This is a genomic window from Pseudoflavonifractor phocaeensis, from assembly GCF_021531375.1.
Taxonomy (GTDB): Bacteria; Bacillota; Clostridia; order Oscillospirales; family Oscillospiraceae; genus Lawsonibacter; species Lawsonibacter phocaeensis_B.
Map to the genome: position 1 here is coordinate 150,320 of NZ_JADYTU010000002.1, position 21,739 is coordinate 172,058.

The 21,739-nt window shown below is 59.9% G+C and carries 18 protein-coding genes and 2 tRNA genes; 13 read left to right on the forward strand and 7 right to left on the reverse strand.

Features of this window, described 5'->3' with window-relative positions:
* Window positions 1-120 precede the first annotated feature (120 nt).
* On the reverse strand, window positions 121-2,229 hold the full coding sequence (locus I6E39_RS02125) for a glutamine synthetase III family protein (protein WP_235379645.1): 2,109 nt from the start codon (window positions 2,227-2,229) through the stop codon (window positions 121-123).
* Window positions 2,230-2,702: 473 nt separating this feature from the next.
* Between I6E39_RS02125 and I6E39_RS02130 the strand changes: the two genes are divergently transcribed.
* The 4 genes from I6E39_RS02130 (at window position 2,703) to I6E39_RS02145 (ending at window position 6,852) form a co-directional block, all read left to right on the forward strand.
* Window positions 2,703-4,034 (forward strand): glutamine synthetase family protein, encoded by a 1,332-nt coding sequence (locus I6E39_RS02130; RefSeq protein ID WP_235379646.1) that lies wholly within the window; start codon window positions 2,703-2,705, stop codon window positions 4,032-4,034.
* Between the two features lie 43 nt (window positions 4,035-4,077).
* Window positions 4,078-4,629 carry an ANTAR domain-containing response regulator gene (locus tag I6E39_RS11115; RefSeq protein WP_235379647.1) on the forward strand — a complete coding sequence of 184 codons (552 nt, stop codon included), beginning with the start codon at window positions 4,078-4,080 and terminating at the stop codon, window positions 4,627-4,629.
* A gap of 103 nt (window positions 4,630-4,732) precedes the next feature.
* On the forward strand, window positions 4,733-5,521 hold the full coding sequence (dapF, locus tag I6E39_RS02140) for a diaminopimelate epimerase (RefSeq protein WP_235379648.1): 789 nt from the start codon (window positions 4,733-4,735) through the stop codon (window positions 5,519-5,521).
* A gap of 113 nt (window positions 5,522-5,634) precedes the next feature.
* Window positions 5,635-6,852, forward strand: a complete 1,218-nt coding sequence (locus I6E39_RS02145; RefSeq protein ID WP_235379649.1) for an LL-diaminopimelate aminotransferase — start codon at window positions 5,635-5,637, stop codon at window positions 6,850-6,852.
* A 78-nt stretch (window positions 6,853-6,930) separates the two neighbouring features.
* Here I6E39_RS02145 and I6E39_RS02150 read toward each other — a convergent pair whose 3' ends face one another.
* The 3 genes from I6E39_RS02150 to I6E39_RS02160 all read right to left on the reverse strand — a co-directional run bounded on the left by I6E39_RS02150 (window position 6,931) and on the right by I6E39_RS02160 (window position 10,139).
* Window positions 6,931-8,970, reverse strand: coding sequence for a sensor histidine kinase (locus I6E39_RS02150; RefSeq protein ID WP_235379650.1), 2,040 nt, complete (start codon window positions 8,968-8,970; stop codon window positions 6,931-6,933).
* Window positions 8,971-8,976: 6 nt separating this feature from the next.
* Window positions 8,977-9,669, reverse strand: coding sequence for a response regulator transcription factor (locus I6E39_RS02155; protein WP_235379651.1), 693 nt, complete (start codon window positions 9,667-9,669; stop codon window positions 8,977-8,979).
* A 326-nt stretch (window positions 9,670-9,995) separates the two neighbouring features.
* Window positions 9,996-10,139: a hypothetical protein gene (locus I6E39_RS02160; RefSeq protein WP_235379652.1), complete on the reverse strand. Its 144-nt coding sequence runs from the start codon at window positions 10,137-10,139 to the stop codon at window positions 9,996-9,998.
* Between the two features lie 188 nt (window positions 10,140-10,327).
* Between I6E39_RS02160 and I6E39_RS02165 the strand changes: the two genes are divergently transcribed.
* The 8 genes from I6E39_RS02165 (at window position 10,328) to I6E39_RS02200 (ending at window position 16,638) form a co-directional block, all read left to right on the forward strand.
* Window positions 10,328-10,414, forward strand: a tRNA-Ser gene (locus tag I6E39_RS02165).
* A 45-nt stretch (window positions 10,415-10,459) separates the two neighbouring features.
* Window positions 10,460-10,551: transfer RNA gene (locus tag I6E39_RS02170), tRNA-Ser, on the forward strand.
* Between the two features lie 585 nt (window positions 10,552-11,136).
* A complete protein-coding gene (locus I6E39_RS02175; RefSeq protein WP_235379653.1) occupies window positions 11,137-11,334 on the forward strand; it encodes an antitoxin in 198 nt (65 codons plus the stop codon).
* Between the two features lie 390 nt (window positions 11,335-11,724).
* Window positions 11,725-12,510 (forward strand): PhzF family phenazine biosynthesis protein, encoded by a 786-nt coding sequence (locus tag I6E39_RS02180; protein ID WP_235379654.1) that lies wholly within the window; start codon window positions 11,725-11,727, stop codon window positions 12,508-12,510.
* Window positions 12,507-12,935: a DUF3887 domain-containing protein gene (locus I6E39_RS02185; protein WP_235379655.1), complete on the forward strand. Its 429-nt coding sequence runs from the start codon at window positions 12,507-12,509 to the stop codon at window positions 12,933-12,935. Before I6E39_RS02180 ends, I6E39_RS02185 begins: the two co-directional genes overlap by 4 nt.
* A 38-nt stretch (window positions 12,936-12,973) precedes the next feature.
* Complete coding sequence (alaS, locus tag I6E39_RS02190; RefSeq protein ID WP_235379656.1) at window positions 12,974-15,649, forward strand: alanine--tRNA ligase; 2,676 nt, start codon at window positions 12,974-12,976, stop codon at window positions 15,647-15,649.
* 1 nt (window position 15,650) lies between these two features.
* Window positions 15,651-16,193: a hypothetical protein gene (locus I6E39_RS02195; RefSeq protein ID WP_235379657.1), complete on the forward strand. Its 543-nt coding sequence runs from the start codon at window positions 15,651-15,653 to the stop codon at window positions 16,191-16,193.
* Window positions 16,194-16,299: 106 nt separating this feature from the next.
* Complete coding sequence (locus I6E39_RS02200; RefSeq protein WP_235379658.1) at window positions 16,300-16,638, forward strand: histidine triad nucleotide-binding protein; 339 nt, start codon at window positions 16,300-16,302, stop codon at window positions 16,636-16,638.
* 57 nt (window positions 16,639-16,695) lie between these two features.
* Here I6E39_RS02200 and I6E39_RS02205 read toward each other — a convergent pair whose 3' ends face one another.
* Window positions 16,696-17,514: a formate/nitrite transporter family protein gene (locus I6E39_RS02205; protein WP_235379659.1), complete on the reverse strand. Its 819-nt coding sequence runs from the start codon at window positions 17,512-17,514 to the stop codon at window positions 16,696-16,698.
* 485 nt (window positions 17,515-17,999) lie between these two features.
* On the opposite strand from I6E39_RS02205, the gene I6E39_RS02210 reads away from it, so the two are divergent.
* Window positions 18,000-19,667, forward strand: coding sequence for a formate--tetrahydrofolate ligase (locus I6E39_RS02210; protein ID WP_235379660.1), 1,668 nt, complete (start codon window positions 18,000-18,002; stop codon window positions 19,665-19,667).
* Between the two features lie 136 nt (window positions 19,668-19,803).
* Here the strand turns inward: I6E39_RS02210 and I6E39_RS02215 are convergent, their stop codons facing one another.
* Both I6E39_RS02215 and hutI read right to left on the reverse strand, forming a co-directional pair.
* Window positions 19,804-20,241 carry an Lrp/AsnC family transcriptional regulator gene (locus I6E39_RS02215; protein ID WP_235379661.1) on the reverse strand — a complete coding sequence of 146 codons (438 nt, stop codon included), beginning with the start codon at window positions 20,239-20,241 and terminating at the stop codon, window positions 19,804-19,806.
* A 33-nt stretch (window positions 20,242-20,274) separates the two neighbouring features.
* Window positions 20,275-21,501 (reverse strand): imidazolonepropionase, encoded by a 1,227-nt coding sequence (gene hutI, locus I6E39_RS02220; protein ID WP_235379662.1) that lies wholly within the window; start codon window positions 21,499-21,501, stop codon window positions 20,275-20,277.
* Between the last annotated feature and the right edge of the window lie 238 nt (window positions 21,502-21,739).

Here is a 21,739-nt window from a genome sequence, read left to right on the forward strand (position 1 = left end):
ATCCGGCCGGACTTTGTTCCGCCGCGCACCAAAAGCCCCGCGCCGTGACGGCGCGGGGCTTTTGGCGGAAAAGGAATGTGAGAAGAGAGACGGTTGAAGCAACCGAAGAATGAAAGGGGATCAGACCTCGAACATGAGGTCGCCATAGGTGGGAACGGGCCAAATGTCCTTATCCACCAGCAACTCCAGCTCATCCACGGGCTTACGCAGGGCGGCCATGGCGGGAACGATCTTGTCGTGGTAGGCGTGGGCCATTTCCTCCACATTCTCCATGGAATCCACCTCGGGCAGCAGGACCTTCAGCGCCTCCAGAGCCTTGGAAGCCTCGGACAGTAGCGCGCTGCACCGGATCAGCAGGCTCTTCTGGACAGACAGGTCGGCCTCGGCGGAGGCTGCGGTCACAGCGGCGATGGACTGGCCCAGACGGGTGTTGTAGTGGATGGCGGCGGGGATATAGTGCTTGCCGGCCATGTGGATCATGGTCTGGGCCTCGATCTTCTGCACCTTGGCGTAGGTCTCGTACATGATCTCGGCGCGGGATTCCAGCTCGGACTTGGTGTAGATGCCGAACTTGGTGAACAGTGCCTCGGATTTCTCAGTGGTGAGGGCGGGGATGGCGTTGACCATGGAGGGCAGGTTGGGCAGACCCCGGCGGGCCGCCTCAGCCACCCACTCGTCAGAGTAGCCGTTCCCATTAAAGACGATACGCTGGTGCTTGGTCATCCAGTCATGGATCAGCCGGAAGCAGGCGTCGTGGAAGTTGTCGGCCTGCTCCAGCGCGTCGGCGGCCTGGCAGAAGGCCTCGGCCACGATGGCGTTCAGGGTGACGTTGGCGTCGGCGATGGAGTCGGAGGAGCCCACCATGCGGAACTCGAACTTGTTGCCGGTGAAAGCGAATGGGGAGGTGCGGTTCCGGTCGGTGGCGTCCTTCTTGATAACGGGGACGGTGGACACGCCGGAGTCCAGCTTGGAGGAGGTCAGCAGCTTGATGGAATCCGCGTTGGAGACAATCTGGCTGACCACGTCGTCCAGCTGGTCGCCCAGGAAGATGGAGATGATGGCGGGCGGGGCCTCCTGAGCGCCTAGACGGTGCTCGTTGCCCACGCAGGAGGCGGAGCAGCGCAGCAGGTCGGCGTGGGTGTCCACGGCCTTCATGATACAGGCCAGCACCAGCAGGAACTGGAGGTTCTCGTTGGGGGTGTCGCCGGGGTCCAGCAGGTTCTCTCCGGTGTCGGTGCCCAGGGACCAGTTGTTGTGCTTGCCGGAGCCGTTGACGCCGGCATAGGGCTTTTCGTGGAGCAGGCACACCAGACCGTGACGGGTGGCGACACGCTTCATGGTCTCCATGGCCAGCTGGTTCTGGTCCACGGCCAGGTTACAGGTGGTGTAGACGGGGGCCATCTCATGCTGGGCGGGGGCCACCTCGTTATGCTGGGTGGTGGCGGGGATGCCCAGCTTCCACAGCTCCTGGTTCAGATCGGCCATGAACTTTCCTACCCGGTAGCGGATGACGCCGAAGTACTGGTCCTCCAGCTCCTGACCCTTGGGGGCGGGAGCGCCGAACAGGGTCCGGCCGGTGTAGATCAGGTCCCGGCGCTTGAGGTACTTCTCCCGGTCCACCAGGAAATATTCCTGCTCGGGACCCACGGAGGGGGTGACCTTTTTGGCCTCGGTGTTGCCGAACAGGCGGAGGATCCGCAGGGCCTGGACGTTGATGGCCTCCATGGAGCGCAGCAGGGGAGTCTTCTTGTCCAGGGCCTCGCCGTTGTAGGAGACGAAGATGGTGGGGATACATAAAATGGTGCCGCAGGACATCTCCTTGACGAAGGCGGGGGAGGTCATGTCCCAGGCGGTGTAGCCCCGGGCGTAGTGGGTGGCCCGCAGGCCGCCGGAGGGGAAGGAGGAGGCGTCAGGCTCGCCCATGATCAGCTGCTTGCCGGTGAGCTGCAGCAGAGTCTTGCTGTCCTTGGGGGCGGTGATAAAGGAGTCGTGCTTTTCGGCGGTGACGCCGGTCAGAGGCTGGAACCAATGGGTGTAGTGGGTGGCGCCCTTCTCCACCGCCCAGTCCTTCATGGCGTTGGCCACGATGTCGGCGGTGGCCATGCTGATGTTGCCGCCGTTCTCCATCACGTCCACCACTTCGGCATAGGCTTTCTTGGGCAGGCGCTCCCGCATAACTGACATGCTGAATACGTTGGAGCCGAAAATTTCAGAGATGTTGACGCTCATTGTCTCAACCCTTTCCATACGTTTGCTGGCGGCCGGAAACAAAAAAGGAGACAAGGAGGCCCGAAGGACGTCCTTGTCTCATATCAGATCCGGTCATGACATGCAGCCGCCGTGGCCGCATTTTTTACACCACAACAATAAACCATCTTGCCCAAATTTGCAAGTCCAAATTCTGACCAAATTTACCGCCCTCTGCCGGAAATGGCCCTGGGGGATATCACAAATTCAGCGAGCTAACAAGACAGAAAAATTATTGATTTGCAGGAATGATTTCAAAAGATGCAAAAATTGAGGAATTTTTCCGGGAAAATTGGTCTGTCAGGACGAAAATTGCCCCGAACAACGGAAACGATTCAAAAATTCTTGACACGGCCGGGCGGAAAGTGTAATACTGACCATATATTGATTGGGAATCATGGGCGGGAACCGGCGCCCGGAAAGATCAAGGAAGAAATTGAGAAGGAGCGGCAGTCATGGGTTATACCAAGGAAGATATTATTCGCATTGTCAAAGAGGAAGAGATCGAATTTATCCGGATGCAGTTTGTGGATATTTTCGGCCAGCTGAAGAACGTGGCCATCATGGCCTCTCAGATCGAGAAGGCGGTGAACAATCAGATCATGTTCGACGGCTCCTCCATTGAGGGCTATACCCGTATCAACGAGTCGGACCAGTGCCTCTATCCCGATCTGGACAGCTTTGCCATTTTCCCCTGGCGTCCCTCCCACGGCAAGGTGGCCCGTCTGATCTGTGATGTGTACAATCCCGACGGGACTCCCTTTGTGGGCGACCCTCGGGGGGTGCTGCGCCGGGTGCTCCGGCAGGCCAAGGATATGGGCTTTGATGTATTCAACATCGGTCCCGAGCTGGAGTTTTTCCTGTTTGAGACGGACAGCCAGGGCCACGCCACCACCGTCACCCGGGACGAAGCGGGCTACTTTGACCTGGGCCCCCTGGACCACGGCGAGTCCACCCGCCGGGAGATCTGCATGAATCTGGAGTCCATGGGCTTTGAGATCGAGGCCAGCCACCACGAGTGCGCGGTGGGCCAGCACGAGATCGACTTCAAGTACGCCGACGCCATGGACGGCGCGGACAAGATCATGACCTTCAAGCTGGCGGTCAAGACCCTGGCCCAGCGCAACGGCCTCCACGCCACCTTCATGCCCAAGCCGATTTACGGCGTGGCCGGCTCCGGTATGCACATCAATATGTCCCTGTTCAAGGACGGGAAGAATGTGTTTTTCGACGAGTGCGGCGAGCGCCAGCTGTCCAAGACGGCCTACGCCTTTATCGCCGGTCTGCTGGAGCATGTGAAGGGCTTTACCGCGCTGACCAACCCTCTGGTCAACTCCTACAAGCGGCTGGTGCCCGGCTATGAGGCGCCCTGCTACCGGGCCTGGTCGGCCTCCAACCGTTCGGCGCTGATCCGGATCCCCGCCGCCCGGGGCCAGTCCACCCGCGTGGAGCTGCGCAGCCCCGACCCCTCCTGCAACCCCTATCTGGCGGTGGCCGCCTGTCTGGCCGCCGGTCTGGACGGCATCGCCCGGGGCCTGACTCCGCCCCCTGAGATCCGGGACAACATCTACTCCATGGACGAGGCCACCCGCCGCGCCAATAACATCGACGCCCTGCCCAGAGACATCAAGGAGGCTCTGGAAGAGATGAAGCAGGACCCCCTGATCATGGGCGTGCTGGGCGAGCATGTGGCCAGCCACTACATCGCCGGCAAAATGAAGGAGTGGACTGAGTACCAGACCCGCGTCTCCAGCTGGGAGCTGGAGAAGTATCTGGTCACCTACTGAGCCAGCCGCGCTGTCCCGGCCCCGCCGAAAGGAGTGAGAAAACGTGGATACCGTCATTGTAGCCTTTGAGAACCCGGCCCTTTGCCGGCGGTTCAGCGATCTGCTGGAGAGTACCGGCACCGCCAGGTGCCTGACCTGCCGTTCCGGCGACCAGGTACGTCGGCTGCTGAGCAAACAGACGGCATACTGCGCAATCTGCTCCCCTCACTTGACGGATGGTCCGGCTGAATGGCTCTGCGAGGACCTGCCCCCGGTCTGCTCCCTGCTCCTGGTGGGTCCCCAGCACATGCTGGATGCCTGCGGAAACCAGGATGTGTTCAAACTGCCCACCCCCATCCGAAAGGAGGAGGCCTTGAACACCGTCAGGATGCTGCTCCAGTTCGGACGGCGGATGGAGCGCTATCTCCGACCCCGCCGCAGCGGGGCGGACCAGGAATTGGTGGACCGGGCCAAGGCGCTGATCATCGAGCGCAAGGGGCTTTCAGAGGAGGAGGCCCACCGGCTGCTCCAGCGGCGGAGCATGGATTCCCAGACCCGTATGTCTCAGACCGCCCGGCTGGTCATTTCCGAGCTGGAGCTGTCACAGGAGGAATAACCGGCGTCCAAAGCGCATATCTTCTGACATCACGGATGGTCATCAAAGAGGGCGGCGGCCGAATGGCCGCCGCCCTCTTTACTGGCAACAGGGAGGCGAAGCTATGCGGTTTACCAAAATGGAGGGACTGGGCAACGATTATATCTATCTCGACTGCAGAAACTGGGAGCCGCCCGACCTGCCAGGGCTGGCGGTGCGGCTGTCCGACCGGCATTTCGGGGTGGGCGCGGACGGCCTGATCTGTATCAAGCCGGGACGGAGCGGGGACTTTTCCATGGAGATGTACAATGCCGACGGGTCCCGGGGCGCCATGTGCGGAAACGGGATCCGCTGCTTGGCAAAGTATGTCTATGACCGGGGACTGACCCGAAAGACCTGCCTGACCATTGATACCGATGCCGGTCCCAGAGGGCTGGAGCTGTCAGTGGCCGGAGGGAGGACGGAGCGGGTGACGGTGGATATGGGGCAGGCGGATATCTTCCCAAGGGTGGAGGTAAAGCTGGCGGGAGAGAGCTTCTCCGTATTCCAGGTTTCCGTGGGCAATCCCCACGCCGTCATCTTTTGCGACGCTCCGGACCGGGTGGAGCTGGAGCGGCTGGGGCCGGCGCTGGAACACCACCCAGCCCTGCGGGAGCGGTCCAATGTGGAGTTTGCGGCCCTGTCTGGCCAGGACTGCCTGACCGTCCGGGTCTGGGAGCGGGGAAGCGGCGTCACCCTGGCCTGTGGCACCGGAGCCTGCGCTGTCTTTGCCGCCGCCCGGAAGCTGGGGCTGTGCGGACCCGCGGCCTCAGTCCGTCTGGCGGGGGGCGTTTTGACGCTGGAAGAGCGGGAACGGCGGATCTTCCTGACCGGTCCGGCCCGCACTGTTTTTGAAGGGGAGATCGGGGAATGAACCGGGCAGGCGCGGGGCCGAGGAATTTTTACATTGACAACGATTCTGGAATCGGGGATAATATCAACCATCAGATTTGCGGTAAGATCAATCGCACAAAGGAGCTGTGAACCATGGTAAGAGTCAATCAAAACTATCTGAAGCTGCCCGGCAGCTATCTGTTTTCCGAGGTGGCCCGGCGGATCTCCGCCTATTCCGCCGCCCACCCCGAGGCCCAGATCACCAAGCTGTCCATCGGCGACGTGACCCGCCCCCTGGTGCCCGCTGTGGTGGAGGCCATGCACAAGGCCGTGGATGAGATGGGGACCTACGAGGGCTTCCACGGCTACGGCCCGGAGCAGGGCTATCCCTTCCTGCGGGAGGCCATCGCCCAGCACGACTACGCCGCCCGGGGTATGGATATCAAGCCCGATGAGATCTTTGTCTCCGACGGCGCCAAGAGCGACTGCGGCAATATCGGCGATATCTTCGGCGTGGACAACGTGGTGGCGGTGTGTGACCCGGTGTATCCCGTCTATGTGGACACCAACGCCATGGCGGGCCGGGCTGGCGACTTCCAGGAGGAGCTGGGCCGCTGGAACAAGCTGATCTACATGCCCTGCGTGGAGTCCAACGGCTTCTCTCCCGAGCCCCCCAAGGAGAAGGCGGATATCATCTACCTGTGCTTCCCCAACAACCCCACCGGCGCCATGGCCACCCGGGAGCAACTGAAGGTCTGGGTGGACTATGCCAACGCCAACGGCTCGGTCATCCTGTACGACTCGGCCTATGAGGCATTCATCACCGAGGAGGATGTGCCCCACAGCATCTTTGAGATCGAGGGGGCCCGGACCTGCGCCATCGAGTTCCGCTCCTTCTCCAAGACCGCCGGCTTCACCGGCAACCGCTGCGCCTACACCGTGGTCCCCATGGAGCTGGAGCGGGACGGAGCCAGCCTGAACAAGATGTGGAACCGCCGCCAGTGCACCAAGTTCAACGGCGTGCCCTATGTGGTCCAGCGGGGCGCCGCCGCCGTCTATACCCCCGAGGGCCACGCCCAGATCATGGAGTCCATCGCCTATTACCAGAACAACGCCAAGGTGATCCGGGAGGGCCTGTCCTCCGCCGGCTTCCAGTGCTTCGGCGGCGTCAACGCCCCCTACATCTGGGTCAAGACCCCCAACGGCATGGGCTCCTGGGACTTCTTCGACCTGGTGCTGGACCGGGCCAACGTGGCCACCACCCCCGGCGCAGGCTTTGGCCCCAGCGGCGAGGGCTATGTCCGGCTGACCGCCTTCGGCGATGCCGAGGCCACCAAGCGGGCCGTGGAGCAGGTCAAGTCCGTCCTCTGAACCAGGTGACATAGTCACAGACCGTAAATAAAATCGGAGCCCCGGAAATTGATCCGGGGCTCCGATTTTTTGCGTAATTCAGTTGGCCTGGGGCAGGGAGACGATGGCCTTGAACAGATCCCCGTCCACCGTCAGATCGAAGGTGCCGCCCTGGAGCTCGGTGAGGCTGCGGGCAATGGACAGCCCCAGACCGGACCCCTCGGTGGTCCGGGATTCCTCTCCCCGGACGAAACGCTCCATCAGCTGCTCCGGCGGGACGTTCAGAGGCTCCCGGGAGATGTTCTTGACCGACAGCGTTACCTGGCCGTGGCCCCGGCTCAGATCCAGATAGACCCGGGTGCCCTCCATAGCGTACTTGGAGCAGTTGGACAGCAGGTTGTCAATGACCCGCCACAGGTGCCTGCCGTCGGCATAGACCCAGGTCTCCCCCTCGGGCAGGGCGGTGACCACGGTGAGCTTCCGGTCCTCCAGCTTCTCCGTCCACTCTCCCAGAGCCTGGTCAATGAGCTGGGCCATGCCAATCTTCTCCCGGTTGACGCTGAGCACCCCAGTGGAGGCCTTGCTGGCCTCCACCAGATCTTCCGTCAGCTTTTTCAGCCGCTGGGACTTCCGGTCCAGCACCTCAATGTACTCCAGCGCCTTGGGGTCGGTCTGGTCGGTGGTCTTGAGAAGGTCAACATAATTGATGATGGAGGTGAGGGGAGTCTTCAGATCGTGGGACACGTTGGTAATGAGCTCGGCCTTGAACCGCTCGCTCTTCATCTGCTCGTCCACGGCTTCGGCCATGCCCTGGGAAATATTGTTCAGGTCTTCGGCGTGACAACGCAGGTCATGGGGCATGCGGTGGGTGTCGATCTGGTGGCTCAGATTGCCGGCGGCGATGGCCTGGCTGCCCCTGCGCAGCTTGCGGAAGCCCAGGGACCACCAGCACAGCAGAAGTAGGACCGCACCGTTCAGCAGCCACCACAGCAGACCGGCCCACCCATCGTACATTGACCGGGTAAACAGTATCACGTTTGCAAAAAAGTATGCGCCAAAGGCGGCGATGATCCGCCACAGGAGGGGGAGGGAGCGGACAAGTTCCAGACCGCTCCGCCACAGCCAGCCGCAGATGCGGCAGATCAGGGTGGTCCGGGCCAGGGTGTGGGCTTTCAGACGGACCGCCAGAGTCCGCAGAGTCAGGGCGATGACAGCGGCAAACAAAACGCAGACCGCCGCCACTGCTGCGGACAGCCAGCCGTACTCCGGCTCCAGCTGGGGACGACCCACCACGTAGCTGTAAAAACACTCCAAAAGGTACCATCCCAGGGCAAAGAGCGCCGTTCCGGCGATTACCATAACCATAAGATACAGGTCAAAGAAGATAGCTTCCTGCCAGGTAGGGACGATCTGCTCTACACCGGCCTTGTGTCCGGCGGCCCAAAGGATGAAAAACAGGGCGGCAGCGGCAGCGGCAAGACAGACACCGGCAATGATCAGCCATTGAGAGAAGCAGTAATTTGCCTGGTAATATCGGTAGGAGATTTGAGCGAAGTCGTCTTGCACTGTGCCGAGCTGGTCCATGGACGGAACGCCGCACTCCACGGTATAAACGGTCTTTTCCTGGGACGTCTTGCCCGGTGAGGTTGTGTTCTCCGACAGACCGGGAGGGATGGAGGACTCTGCGGCGTATGCCTCGCCTGCGTCGGAGGTGAAGAACTCTCCCAGGATGAAAAAGGCGTAGTTGATTTCTTGGACCTGGTCGGCGAGAATGGTCCCCTCCTCCAAATTGGAGGTCACCACTTCGCCCCCGGCGCTGCGGACCACAAAGCGGAAATTGGTGGCGGAGGGATCAAGGCTCTGTTCCAGTTGCTGCATGCGCTCCATGATCTGCTGCCGTTCCACATAAGTCAGGTCCGCTTGCTCCAGTTCATGGTCCAGCGCGAAAGCCTCTGCGATCTGGTTCTGGTACTCCCGCAGCAGGTTGCGAAATTGGCCGGTATCCTGGTAGCTCTCTCCGCCCAGATAGGGGGCGGCCTGGAGTGCCTTGAGTCCGCAGCTGGCGCCCATAAATACGGCGCAAAACAGCAGCATCCAGGCAATGAGCTTGCCCGGAATGCCGTCCTGTATCCGCTTCAAGGCACGTCACTCCTTTTCCATCTTATAGCCCAGCCCCCAGACCACCTTCAGATACCGGGGCTCGGCGGGATTGATTTCGATCTTCTCCCGCAGGTGGCGGATGTGTACGGCCACCGTGTTCTCCGAGCCGTAGGCCGGGTCGTTCCATACCTGCTCATAGATCTGGGCCGAGGAGAACACCTGCCCCGGGTGAGACAAAAGCAGCTTCAAAATGTTGTACTCGATGGGGGTGAGGGAGACTGGCGCGCCGTCCACGGTCACCTGCTTGGCTCCGTCGTCCATGGCGATGGGACCCACGCTGAGCAGACCGGGACCCTTCTCCGCACCGCCCAGGCTGGTGTACCGCCGCAGCTGGGACTTGACCCGGGCGATGACCTCCAGGGGGTTGAAGGGCTTGGTGATATAGTCGTCCGCCCCGATGTTCAGCCCCAGGATCTTGTCCGCGTCCTCGCTTTTGGCGGTGAGCAGGATAATGGGTATGTTGTTGTCCTCCCGCAGCTTGGCGGTGGTGCGGATGCCGTCCAGCTCGGGCATCATGATGTCCATCAGGATCAGGTGGATGTCGTTCTGCTCCACCGCCCGCAGGGCTTCCCGTCCGTTGTAGGCCTTGACGGTCTGGTAGCCCTCGCTGGTCAAATAAATATCCAGAGCCGAGACGATGTCCCGGTCGTCGTCACAAATCAGAATGGTGTGGGTCATGGCCGTTCTCCCTTTTTCTTGATCATATCTTTAAGATTAGCATATCACAGACAGATTAAGTTGCAAGGGAGAAATTGTTAAGAAGTCTTTAAGGTGCGGAGAAAGGTGCAAAAAATAAAGAGCGCCCGGACGGGCGAAACCATTTTTCACCAGCCTGGGCAGATTTCTGACTGTTTTGGAGTTGGTATTAAGAGATAAAAAAGAAAGGGTACCCTGACGGTTCCCTTTCAGACGAGCTATCCCGCCGAAACCTTTGGCCGCCGGGCTGCTTAACAGCCCGGCGGCGTGTTGAGTAGACGCGGGGATTCGCGGAGGGGGAGAAGGGCTCAGCGGGCGGAAGGGTCCCGGCTGTTCTTCTTCTGGTTCAGACGGTTCTGGGCGTTCTGAGCATTCTGATTCTGAGAATTCTGAACGCTGTCCTGGGCCTGATTGTTCTGGCGCTTCTGATTGTTTTGCTGATTGGGATTCATGGATCGTACCTCCTCATAATTTGGATACGCAGGTAGTTTGGCAGGGACCGGGCGAAACTATACGGCGGTTTCAGAGAAAATTTGGGAAGGTGATGATTTATTTTTGAGCCGGGACCGGGTAAGCTGGCTATTGACAAACAGAGGAAAACATGCTAAGATAACATTCGCCTCTGATTGAGTAAAGATGAGGAGAGATGTCCGAGTGGTTTAAGGAGCCGGTCTTGAAAACCGGTGACTCGCAAGAGCCGTGGGTTCGAATCCCACTCTCTCCGCCACTTTAATCTCGGACAACTGAAGATTGATCCGGAACTTACAGCCATGCAGAAGTACCCAAGTGGCTATAAGGGGCTCCCCTGCTAAGGGAGTAGGCGGGTAAAACCGTGCGGGGGTTCGAATCCCCCCTTCTGCGCCAGAAAGTGCCGAAATCGCTTGAACAAGCGGTTTCGGCACTTTCTTTTTGTGTTTTAGCATTTTTTGTGCTGGGGGAAAGAGATTGAAAGGATGTGCAATCATGCCCTGATATTGAGAAGAAAATATTCTATAGTTAGCATGATAGTTAGCACAGATTTTCCTTTCCCATGTAATTGACGCCGGTGTGGAATTCGAGATAAAAAAGATGCGCAATCATGCCCTCCTATTGACAAAAACGTGAGATTTGTTTTATATTTGGGGTGCGGGGTGGTAGCCCCGCACCCCCGGCCTTTACCAGTTCAGCAATTCTTGCATTGCCAGAACTATGAGGCCGGACACCGTGCCCGCCAGAATGTCAGCGAGAATCTGTTCCAATCTGTCGGGCCTCGCCGTGGGCTTTTGCCTGCGGCGTTTTTTCTTTCACCTGACCGGCTCAATGACTTCCGTTCTGATCATCATTGCATCTTGGTGTGAGTGTATATGAAGGGCGAAATATTGAGTAAAAGTACTTGCGTGAGGCTGCGCGATGTGTGTCCGGTCACAGTTATAAGAACGCTGTTATAATATAGCAAAAGGAGGCGATCCCATGGAAAAGAAAACCGGTACGGCGGCGACAAGAGCGAAAAACAAATATAACGCCGCAAATTACGACAGGCTTTCCCCGTTTGTCAAGAAGGGGAAAAAGGAAAGATACAGAGCGGCGGCGACGGCTGCTGGGTATAGCCTGAACGAGTTTATGGAAAAGGCTATGGATGCTCTGGCGAATCAAATTCTAGGAGAATAGACAGAAAGCTCGGTGCTTTGCCGCGCCGGGCTTTTTACCCGCTGACCGATATACGCCTGTGAGTCTCTTGCCGGGATTGCCCGCCCGCATTTGGAAGAAAAGTGGACGGGATACCTTGACAAGAAGGGAAAATGTGATAAAATACTCCCGATAAATGTGTTGACGGAACCAAGCGCGGTACGCGGTCACGAGCGAGAGGGGACGGTGGGAGCCCTCGGCCACACGGCAGCGCGCGCCACTCCGGAACGGCCCGCGACGAGCGGGACGGCCCATCCCCGTTATTGGATGACTGAGACGCCTTTTATCGGGATAATCAGGGTGGTACCGTGGAACTTTCCGCCCCTGGCTTTTGTCAGGGGCGGTTTTTTGTTCCGAAGGAAAGGAGAGATCATGAAGCAGTATATCGTGGACGCCTTTGCCGACCGTATGTTTGAAGGCAACGCGGCGGCGGTGTGCGTCATGGACCGGTGGCCCGGCGAGGAGCTGATGCTTAAGATCGCCGGAGAGAACGCCCTCCCGGAAACGGCCTTTGCCGTCCCGGAGGGAGAGGGCTACCGCCTGCGGTGGTTCGCCCCCGGGGAGGAGGTAGACCTGTGCGGACACGCCACCCTGGCCGCCGCCTATGTGATCTTGAACCGGGTCCGGCCTGAGACGGAGCAGGTGGCTTTTCAGACCAAAAGCGGGACGCTGACCGTAAGGCGGCGGGAGGACCTGCTGGAGATGGATTTTCCGGCCTATTCCCTGAAGCAAGTGGAAGTCACCGACGACATGGAGGCGGCCTTGGGCGTACGCCCTGTGGAGGCCTGGCGGGCCAGGGACCTGGTCTGCGTGCTGGAGCGCGAGGAGGACGTGACGGACCTGAAGCCCGACCTGGAGGCGATGAAAAAGCTGCGGGGGGCGCTGTGCCAGGTGACGGCCAGAGGCAGCCGGTATGACTGCGTGTCCCGGACCTTCGGGCCCAAATGCGGGATTCCGGAGGATCCGGTGTGCGGCTCCGGCCACTGTCACATCATCCCCTACTGGGCCGCCAAAACGGGAAAAACCGAGTTTACGGCCCGGCAGGCCTCGCCCCGGGGCGGCACCCTGTACTGCCGCCTGGAGGGAGACCGGGTGGTTCTGGCGGGCCGCGCGGTGCTGTATGCCGAATGTGAACTGATGCTGGAGGATGTGGAATGAAGCGAAAAATATCTGTTCTGATGGCCGTGCTTCTGCTGGCCCTTCTGACGCTGACCGGGTGCAGAGGCGCCCGTCCCCTGCCCGAGGGCATGGAGGAGGAGGCGGTGGGCGAGGCCGCCCGGGAGATCGTAGCCCTGCTGGTGGACGGAAACTACCAGGAGGTGGCCGATTCTTTCCGCCCTGAGGTGAAGGAGGAGTATTCCGTCACCGCCGACACCGTCAAGGCCATGATGGACACGGTGTCTGAGGCTGGCGGCTATGTGAAGACTACCCGTACCCTGGTGGTGGGGGGCGACAGCAAGAAATTCACCGAGCCCTATGCCGCCACCGCCGTCTACTGCGAGCACCAGTCGAAGGATGTGATCTATGAGATCTCCTTCGATGCCGACCTGAAGGTGATCGGCCTTCAGGTAAAACAAAAGTGAGAAACCAAAATTTAAGATAAAAAACGGAGGTAATACCCATGAGCGATCCCAAGCCCTTTGGCTTAAACGAACTGCGTGAGATGTTCCTGTCCTTCTTCGAGACCAAGGGACACCTGCGCCTGCCCAGCTTTTCCCTGATCCCCCAGAATGACGCGTCCCTGCTGCTGATCAATTCCGGCATGGCCCCCATGAAGCCCTACTTCACCGGGGAGCAGGAGCCGCCCCGCCACCGGGTCTGCACCTGCCAGAAGTGCATCCGCACCGGCGACATTGAGAATATTGGCAAGACCGCCCGCCACGGCACCTATTTCGAGATGCTGGGCAACTTCTCCTTCGGCGACTACTTCAAGCGGGACGCCATCCACTGGGCCTGGGAATTCCTCACTTCCCCCGAGTGGGTGGGTCTGGACCCCGACCGTCTCTATCCCTCCGTCTTCGCCGGGAACGAGACCACTCCCGCCGACGAAGAGGCCTTCCGCATCTGGAATGAGGAGATTGGGATCCCTGCCGACCGCATCTTCAAATTCGGCAAGGCGGACAACTTCTGGGAGCACGGCTCCGGCCCCTGCGGCCCCTGCTCCGAGATCTACTATGACCGCGGCGAGAAGTATGGCTGTGGAAAGCCAGGCTGCACCGTGGGCTGCGACTGTGACCGCTACATGGAGGTCTGGAACGTGGTGTTCTCCCAGTTCGACAACGACGGGGAAGATCACTACACGGAGCTGAAGCAGAAAAACATTGACACCGGCATGGGTCTGGAGCGTCTGGCCGCGGTCTGCCAGAATGTGGACTCTCTCTTTGATGTGGATACCGTGATGAACATCACCGCCAAGGTCACCGAGATCACCGGCGCCTCTTACGGCCAGAGCCACGACAAGGACGTGTCCCTCCGGGTCATCACCGACCACATCCGCTCCGCCACCTTCATGATCTGCGACGGCGTGCTGCCTTCCAACGAGGGCCGGGGCTATGTCCTGCGCCGTCTGCTCCGCCGGGCCGCCCGTCACGGCAAGCTGCTGGGCGTTAACGAGCCCTTCCTGTACAAGGTCTGCGACACCGTCGTGCATGAGAACGAGGGCCACTACCCCGAGCTGCGGGAGCGCCAGGACTATATCACCAAGGTCATCCGCACCGAGGAGGAGAATTTTGCCAAGACCATCGACGGCGGCCTGAAGATTTTCAACGAGATGCTGGCCGGCCATAAGGAGAAGGGGGAGAAGACCTTCTCCGGCGCCGACGCCTTCAAGCTGTACGACACCTACGGCTTCCCCATCGACCTGACTCTGGAGATGGTGGAGGAGCAGGGCATGAAGCTGGACGAGGCCGAGTTCCACAAGCAGATGGACGAGCAGCGTCAGCGGGCCCGGAAGGCCCGCGAGGCCCTGGGCGACCTGGGCTGGGCCGGCGTGGAGTTCGGCAAGGACGTGCCCGAGACCCAGTTCATGGGTTATGAGAACGCTTCCATCACCGGCGCCAAGGTGGTGGCTCTGGTGGTGGAGAACGAGCAGGCCGAGGAGGTCATGCCCGGCGTGGAGGCCATCGTGGTCCTGGACAAGACCCCCTTCTACGCTGAGATGGGCGGCCAGGTGGCCGACCACGGTGTCATCACCGCCGGCGGCGTCACCTTCCAGGTCACCGACGTCCAGAAGAACAAGGGCGGCAAGTATATGCACTACGGCAAGGTGACCCAGGGCGTTCTGAAACTGGGCGACACGGTCTCCGCCGCCATCGACCTGGACCGCCGGAAGGCCGTCATGCGTGCCCACTCCGCCACCCACCTGCTGGACAAGGCTCTGCGCTCCGTACTGGGCGACCACGTCCATCAGGCTGGCTCTCTGGTGGAGCCCGACCGCCTGCGCTTCGACTTCACCCATTTCTCCGCCATGACCTCCGAGGAGCTGGCCTGTGTCAGCGCCATGGTCAACGAGGCCGTGCTGGAGGGCTATGACATCGTCACCGAGGAGATGCCCATCGAGGAGGCCAAGAAGAAGGGGGCCATCGCCCTCTTCGGCGAAAAGTACGGCAACACCGTCCGGGTGGTGGACATGGGCCAGGGCTACTCCGTGGAGTTCTGTGGCGGTACTCACCTGGACAACACCGCCAAGGTGGGCGTGTTCCACATCAGCAGCGAGTTCTCCGTGGCCTCCGGCGTCCGCCGCATTGAGGCCACCACCGGCAAGGCTTCTCTGGAGATCATGAACCGGAATCAGGAGATGCTGTTCCAGGCCGCCGCCTCTCTGAAGGCCAAGCCCGGCGAGCTGCGGGAAAAGGCCGAGGCCGCCATGGCCGAGATCAAGCAACTGCACCAGATGGTGGAGAAGTTCAAGGCCCGGGAGGCCGCCGGCGAGACCGAGCGGCTGCTGTTCAGCACCCACAGCGTGGGCGAGCTGCGGGTCCTTACCGCCAACATCCCCGACGCCGATGCCAACCGTCTGCGCCAAATGGGCGATATGCTCCGGGATAAGGCCGCCAATATCGTGGCCGTCCTGGCCTCCGTCAACGGGGAGAAGATCACCTTCCTGTGCGTCTGCGGCAAAGAGGCCGTGGCCAAGGGCATTAAGGCCGGGGACATCATCAAGCAGGTCTCCGCCATTGCCGGCGGCTCCGGCGGCGGCAAGCCCGATTCCGCCATGGGCGGCGGCAAGGATATCCTGATGCTGGACAACGCTCTGGCCATGGTGGACAACGTGGTGTCCATGAAGCTGGGCCTGTAAGATGACCCGGGAGGACCTGAGCCGCTTCTGTGCGCTGGAGATCGACTTTGAGTCCATCGGGTTGCTGGAGCCCGGCGTGGACCAGCCTCCCTATTTCTGCACGCCTGTGGGCGCGGAATATGTGGGGCGGCTGGGCTGTGACGGCGTCCATTTCGTCCTACTTCCCGGGGATGAGCGGGTGTTCTGTGTAGACCCCGCCATGGGGGAGCCGGGGACCTATGTGCTGCCGGTAGCGGAGGATATGCGCCAGTTCCTGTCCTTCGTCCTTTATTGCTGTGATGTCGGCCCGATTGCCCAGATTTGGTGGCTGGAGGAAGAACGTTTCCGTCAGCTGCTGGAGGAGGACGCCCAGGCCCGGTGGCCGGGCTGTGAGTCCTTCCTGGCGCAGAAGGAGTCCACCCTGGTTGCCATTGGAGAGGCTTTTGGCCTGACTCCCGCCGATTCTTACGGTCCGGTCCGGGCGTTTCAGGCGGATTTTGACCCCGGTATTCTGCGGTTCTCTGACGAGTACTATGACGTGCTGGGTCTGGAGCGGAAAACCTGATTACCAGATGATCTGCGGGAATCCTTCGGGATTCCCGCAGATTTTTGTTGCAATCCCCGCAGAATGAGGTAAAATGGAATTACCAAGCAACAAAGGAGGTTTTTCCATGTCCGATTGTCTGTTTTGCAAGATCGCAGGGGGGCAGATCCCGTCCAACAAGGTTTATGAGGACGAGGTGTGCTATGCCTTTTACGACATTGATCCTCAGGCGCCCACCCATTTTCTGGTGATCCCCAAGGCCCACATCGGCTCCGTAGCCGAGGTCAATGAGGACAACGCCGCTGTGGTGGCCCACATTTTCGCCGTCATCTCCAAAGTGACCAAGGAACTTGGTCTGGACAGCTACCGCGTGGTGTCCAACATCGGCGAGCAGGCTGGGCAGTCCGTCCACCATCTGCATTTTCATGTTCTGAGCGGCCGTGATATGACCTGGCCTCCGGGCTAAAAGCAAAAAACTTCCCATCCGGCCGGATGGGAAGTTTTTTTATCCTGCTGCTTGTATTTAACGCTTTTTCAGGTGGCAGAACCACATGAGCCAGCCCAGGGCCGCGCCGCCCAGAATATTGCCCAGAGTGACAGGGACCAGATTGCCCAACAGGAAATTGGACAGGGTGAGGGCGGACAGGTCCACACCCGCCTCGGCGGCCAGCTGGGCGTAAGCGGGAACCGCCTTGGCCATGAGGCCGGCGGAGATGTAATACATGTTGGCCACGCAGTGCTCAAAGCCGCACAGGACGAAGTAAGCCACCGGCAGGAAAGCGCCGATGATCTTGCCGGTGGTGTCCTTGGCGGACATGGCCATGAGGACGCCCAGGCAGACCAGCAGGTTGCACAGGATGCCCAGTACCACGCCGTTGGCGAAGGGAATGGCACATTTGCCGGCGGCTACCTTCATGGTGTAGACGGCCAGAGCGCCGCCGGAGTAGTTCAGCTGTCCGAAGAAGGCGCAGCCGGCGGCCACGGCCAGGGCGCCCACGAAGTTGGCCAGGTAGACGATGACCCAGCTGCGGAGCATCTCAGCCAAGGTGCAGCGCTTGTCCAGCAGGGAGACGGTGATGAGGCAGTTGCCGGTAAACAGCTCCGCGCCCATGATGACTACCATGCCCAGTCCGAAGGGGAACAGCAGTCCGCAGATGGTGCGGGCGGTCCAGGTGTCCTGGATGCCGTAGACAGCGGTGTTGGTGGCGGCGCTGCCCAGAGCGATCAGCGCGCCGGCCAGGATGCCCAGCACGATGAGGAGCGGGGTCGAGCGTTTTGCTTTTCCTTCACCGACGGCGGCGTATTTTGCGGCAATTTCAGCGGGGGTGAGAGACGATTCCATAGAAGATCCATCCTTTCCAAATCATTGTTTTGGGGGCGCGTGCGGGGACGGCCGGAGCCGTTTTCATGGGGGAGCCGTCCTTTCGAAACGTTTGTTACAGCATAGCATAGAGAACAGAAGAATGCAAATACAAAAAAGAAGGATAGGGTTTTCTGTAGAAAATAACCAAAAAATGGGCCGAACCCTTGACGCGGAAGGGGGGATGGACGAAGAGAAAAAAAGACCCCCTTTTTTTATTCTGAAAAAAGAGAATCTTGCTTAACAAAGGAAAGTTGGAGCGAGAAAAAGGAAAAAGGAAAAACTTTACGAAATCGAGCGTTTTGCGCTAAAATAAAACCATCAAAAACAGCAGTGCACAAAGTCAATTGTTTCTGAAAAAAGCAACAAAAAATCTTTACCAAACGGAAAAAATGCGGTACAATAATAACAGTCGCAAAACGCGGAACGCGTAAAAACCATACATATTTTTAAGGAGGCCAACAATCATGACTGACATCGAAATCGCCCAGCAGTCTACTATGCTGCCTATCGTAGAGGTTGCCAAGAACCTGGGCATCAGTGAGGACGCTCTGGAGAACTACGGCAAGTACAAGGCCAAGGTCGACATCCACTCCCTGAAGGATCTGCCCCGCAAGTCTAAGCTGGTTCTGGTCACTGCCATCAGCCCCACCCCCGCCGGCGAGGGTAAGACCACCACTTCCGTTGGTCTGGCTGACGCTCTGAACAAGATCGGCAAGAAGACCGTTGTCTGCCTGCGTGAGCCTTCTCTGGGCCCCGTGTTCGGCGTCAAGGGCGGCGCTGCCGGCGGCGGCTACGCTCAGGTCGTCCCCATGGAGGACATCAACCTGCACTTCACCGGTGACTTTAACGCCATCGGCATCGCCAACAACCTGATGGCTGCTCTGATCGACAACCACATTCAGCAGGGCAATGCTCTGGACATCGACGTGCGCAACATCCCCTGGAAGCGCGTTGTGGACATGAATGACCGTCAGCTGCGCCACATCGTCTGCGGTCTGGGCGGCAAGGCCTCCGGCGTGCCCCGTGAGGACGGCTTCGATATCGTCGTGGCTTCCGAGATCATGGCTGTTCTGTGCCTGTCCAGCGGCCTGGCCGATATGAAGCAGCGTCTGGCCAAGATGGTTGTTGCTTATAACCGCGCTGGTGAGCCTATCACCGCTCACGACCTGCACGCCGAGGGCGCTATGGCTGCCGTCCTGAAGGACGCCATCAAGCCCAACCTGGTGCAGACTCTGGAGCACACTCCCGCTTTCATCCACGGCGGTCCCTTCGCCAACATCGCTCACGGCTGTAACTCCATCCAGGCTACCGAGACTGCCATGAAGCTGGCTGACTACACCGTCACCGAGGCCGGCTTCGCTGCCGACCTGGGCGCTGAGAAGTTCCTGGACATCAAGTGCCGTGCCGGCGGTTTCCATCCCGACGCCGTTGTCATCGTGGCTACCGTCCGCGCTCTGAAGTATCACGGCGGCGTGCCCAAGGCCGACCTGAACAACGAGAACCTGGAGGCTCTGGAGAAGGGCCTGCCCAACCTGCTGCAGCACGTGGACAACGTGACCAACGTGTACGGTCTGCCCTGCGTGGTCGCCATCAACGCCTTCCCCACCGACACCGAGGCCGAGCTGAAGATGGTCGAGGAGAAGTGCAAGGAGCTGGGCGTTAACGTCCGTCTGTCCGAGGTCTGGGCCAAGGGCGGCGAGGGCGGCAAGGCTCTGGCCGAGGAAGTCGTCCGTCTGGCTGAGGATCCCACCAACGATCACTTCAAGTTCGTCTACGACCTGGAGGAGACCATTGAGGCCAAGCTGAACGCCATCGCCACCAAGGTCTACCGTGCCGACGGCGTGGTGCTGACTGCTGATGCCAAGAAGCAGGTCAAGCAGCTGACCGAGCTGGGCTTCGACAAGATGCCCATCTGCATGGCCAAGACCCAGTTCTCCTTCTCCGACGATCAGACCAAGCTGGGTGCTCCCCGCGGCTTCAAGATCACCGTCCGCGAGGTCAAGGTCAACGCCGGCGCTGGCTTCCTGGTTGCCAAGACCGGCAACATCATGACCATGCCTGGTCTGCCCAAGGTTCCCGCTGCCGACCGCATCGACATCGACGATAACGGCAAGATCACCGGCCTGTTCTAATCGAAACAACTCCATTTGAATCGTTTTACGGCCCCGCAGGTCAAACCTGCGGGGCCGTTTGATTGTATATGGTGCCCAGAGACAAAAAAAGACCTGCCGCTAGGAGCCGTTCGGCATCCTGCGGCAGGTCTTTTGGTCATCGAGGAAGGAGGATCTCTTTTGTTTCAAAATAGGTCTTCAGCTGCACGGAGGTCTGGGAGTCACCGAAGCGCTTGATGGCGGACAACAGCTCATCCAGCTCCCGGGTGCCCCGTACCGCGAAACGAAGCAGAGCGTTAAAAACGCCGATCACATGGTAGTGGCTGATGATGGCGGGGTTCTTCTGGCAGAACTCGCAGAAGCTGTTGTACTTCTCCGGCTCCGGAGCCACAAGAATAAAGCCCGTCATGCTGCAATCCAACTGCTCCCGATCCACATCAATGCGGTAATCCCGGATGATCCCTTTCTCCTCCATGCGGTGGATCCGCTCGGAGACGGCGGGGGCGGTGAGGCCCACTTGGTCTCCGATTTGCCGCAGAGTGGTACGGGAATCTGCCTGAAGGATATTTAGGATCTGATAATCTGTCCGGTCCATCCCGGTGTCACCCCTTTCCAGGAGCGCCGCGAATCAGACCACGGCGCCCTTCTTGATCACAGTCTTGACCAGGTTGCTGCCCACACGGTAGCAGATATAGTCCAGATCGGGAGCGTCCCAGATCACCAGGTCGCCCTGCTTGCCGGGCTCCACGGAGCCAACCTTGTCGGCCAGCTTAATGGCGGCAGCGGCGTTCAGAGTGACGGCGGTGAGGACCTCCTCGGGGGTCAGCTTGTACTTCAGGCAGCCCAGGTTAATGACGAACTGGAGGTTCAGGCAGGGGCAGGAGCCGGGATTGAAGTCAGAGGCCATGGCCACGGCCACGCCGGCGTTGACCATATCCCGGGCGGGAGCGAAGACGGAACCCAGATTGAAGCTGGTGGCGGGCAGCAGGCAGGCGATGGTGCCGCCCTTGGCCATGCTGGCAATACCCTCGGGCGGGCAGACGATCAGATGCTCGGCGGAGATGGCGCCGATCTCGCCAGCCAGCACGGAGCCGCCGATGGCCTCGATCTCATCAGCGTGGATCTTGGGGATCAGACCGTACTTCTTGCCGGCCTCCAGGATACGCTGAGACTCTTCGGCGGTGTAGGTGTCTGCCTCGCAGAAGACGTCGTTGAACTGGGCGATCCCCTGCTTGGCAACCTCGGGGATCATCTCATCACAGACGAGGCGGATGTAAGCCTCACGGTCATTCTTGTACTCGGCGGGAACCAGGTGAGCGCCCATGAAGGTGGGGACGATGTCCATAACATGGCGGTCATTGAGATTCTTAATGACCTGCAGGAGCTTCAGCTCCTGGTCGGTAGCCAGACCATAGCCGCTCTTGGCCTCGCAGGTGGTGGTACCCAGGCTCATCATCTCATCCAGAGCCTTGGCGGCCTTCTGGGTCAGTTCCTCTTCAGTGGCCTCACGGGTGGCGTTGGTGGTGGACTGGATGCCGCCGCCCTGGTTCTGGATCTCCAGGTAGGTAGCGCCGTGGAGCTTCAGACCCAGCTCGTTCTGACGCCAGCCGCCGAAGATCAGGTGGGTGTGAGCGTCCACCAGACCGGGAGTCACCAGATTGCCGCCGGCGTCCACAACTTCGGCGCCCTCGACAGCGGGAGCGGCCCCAGTGCCCACCTGGGCGATGATGCCGTCCTCAACCAGGACCCAAGCGTCCTTCAGAATCTGAATCTTGCCCTGCTCCTCGCCCCGCTTGGCGCCGGAACCCAGAGGAGTGGCCAGCATGCCGATATTCTTCAGCAGTAATTTGCTCATTTGAATTCATCCTTTCCAGGAGAGGGGCCGTCGGCCGCCTCTCAGCATAATGGATAAGCCTGCGTGGGGAAAGCTGACTTTCCCATAGAATGGGAATTAAGTTTAAAAAAGGGGGCGTGAAAAACACGCCCCCTTTTTATGAGTTTACGTCAATGGTATCAGGTAGGAGGGATCAGCCCTTCATGCCCTTGACGGCCGCTTCCACGACCGCATCATCAGCCACATAAGGCATGGTGAT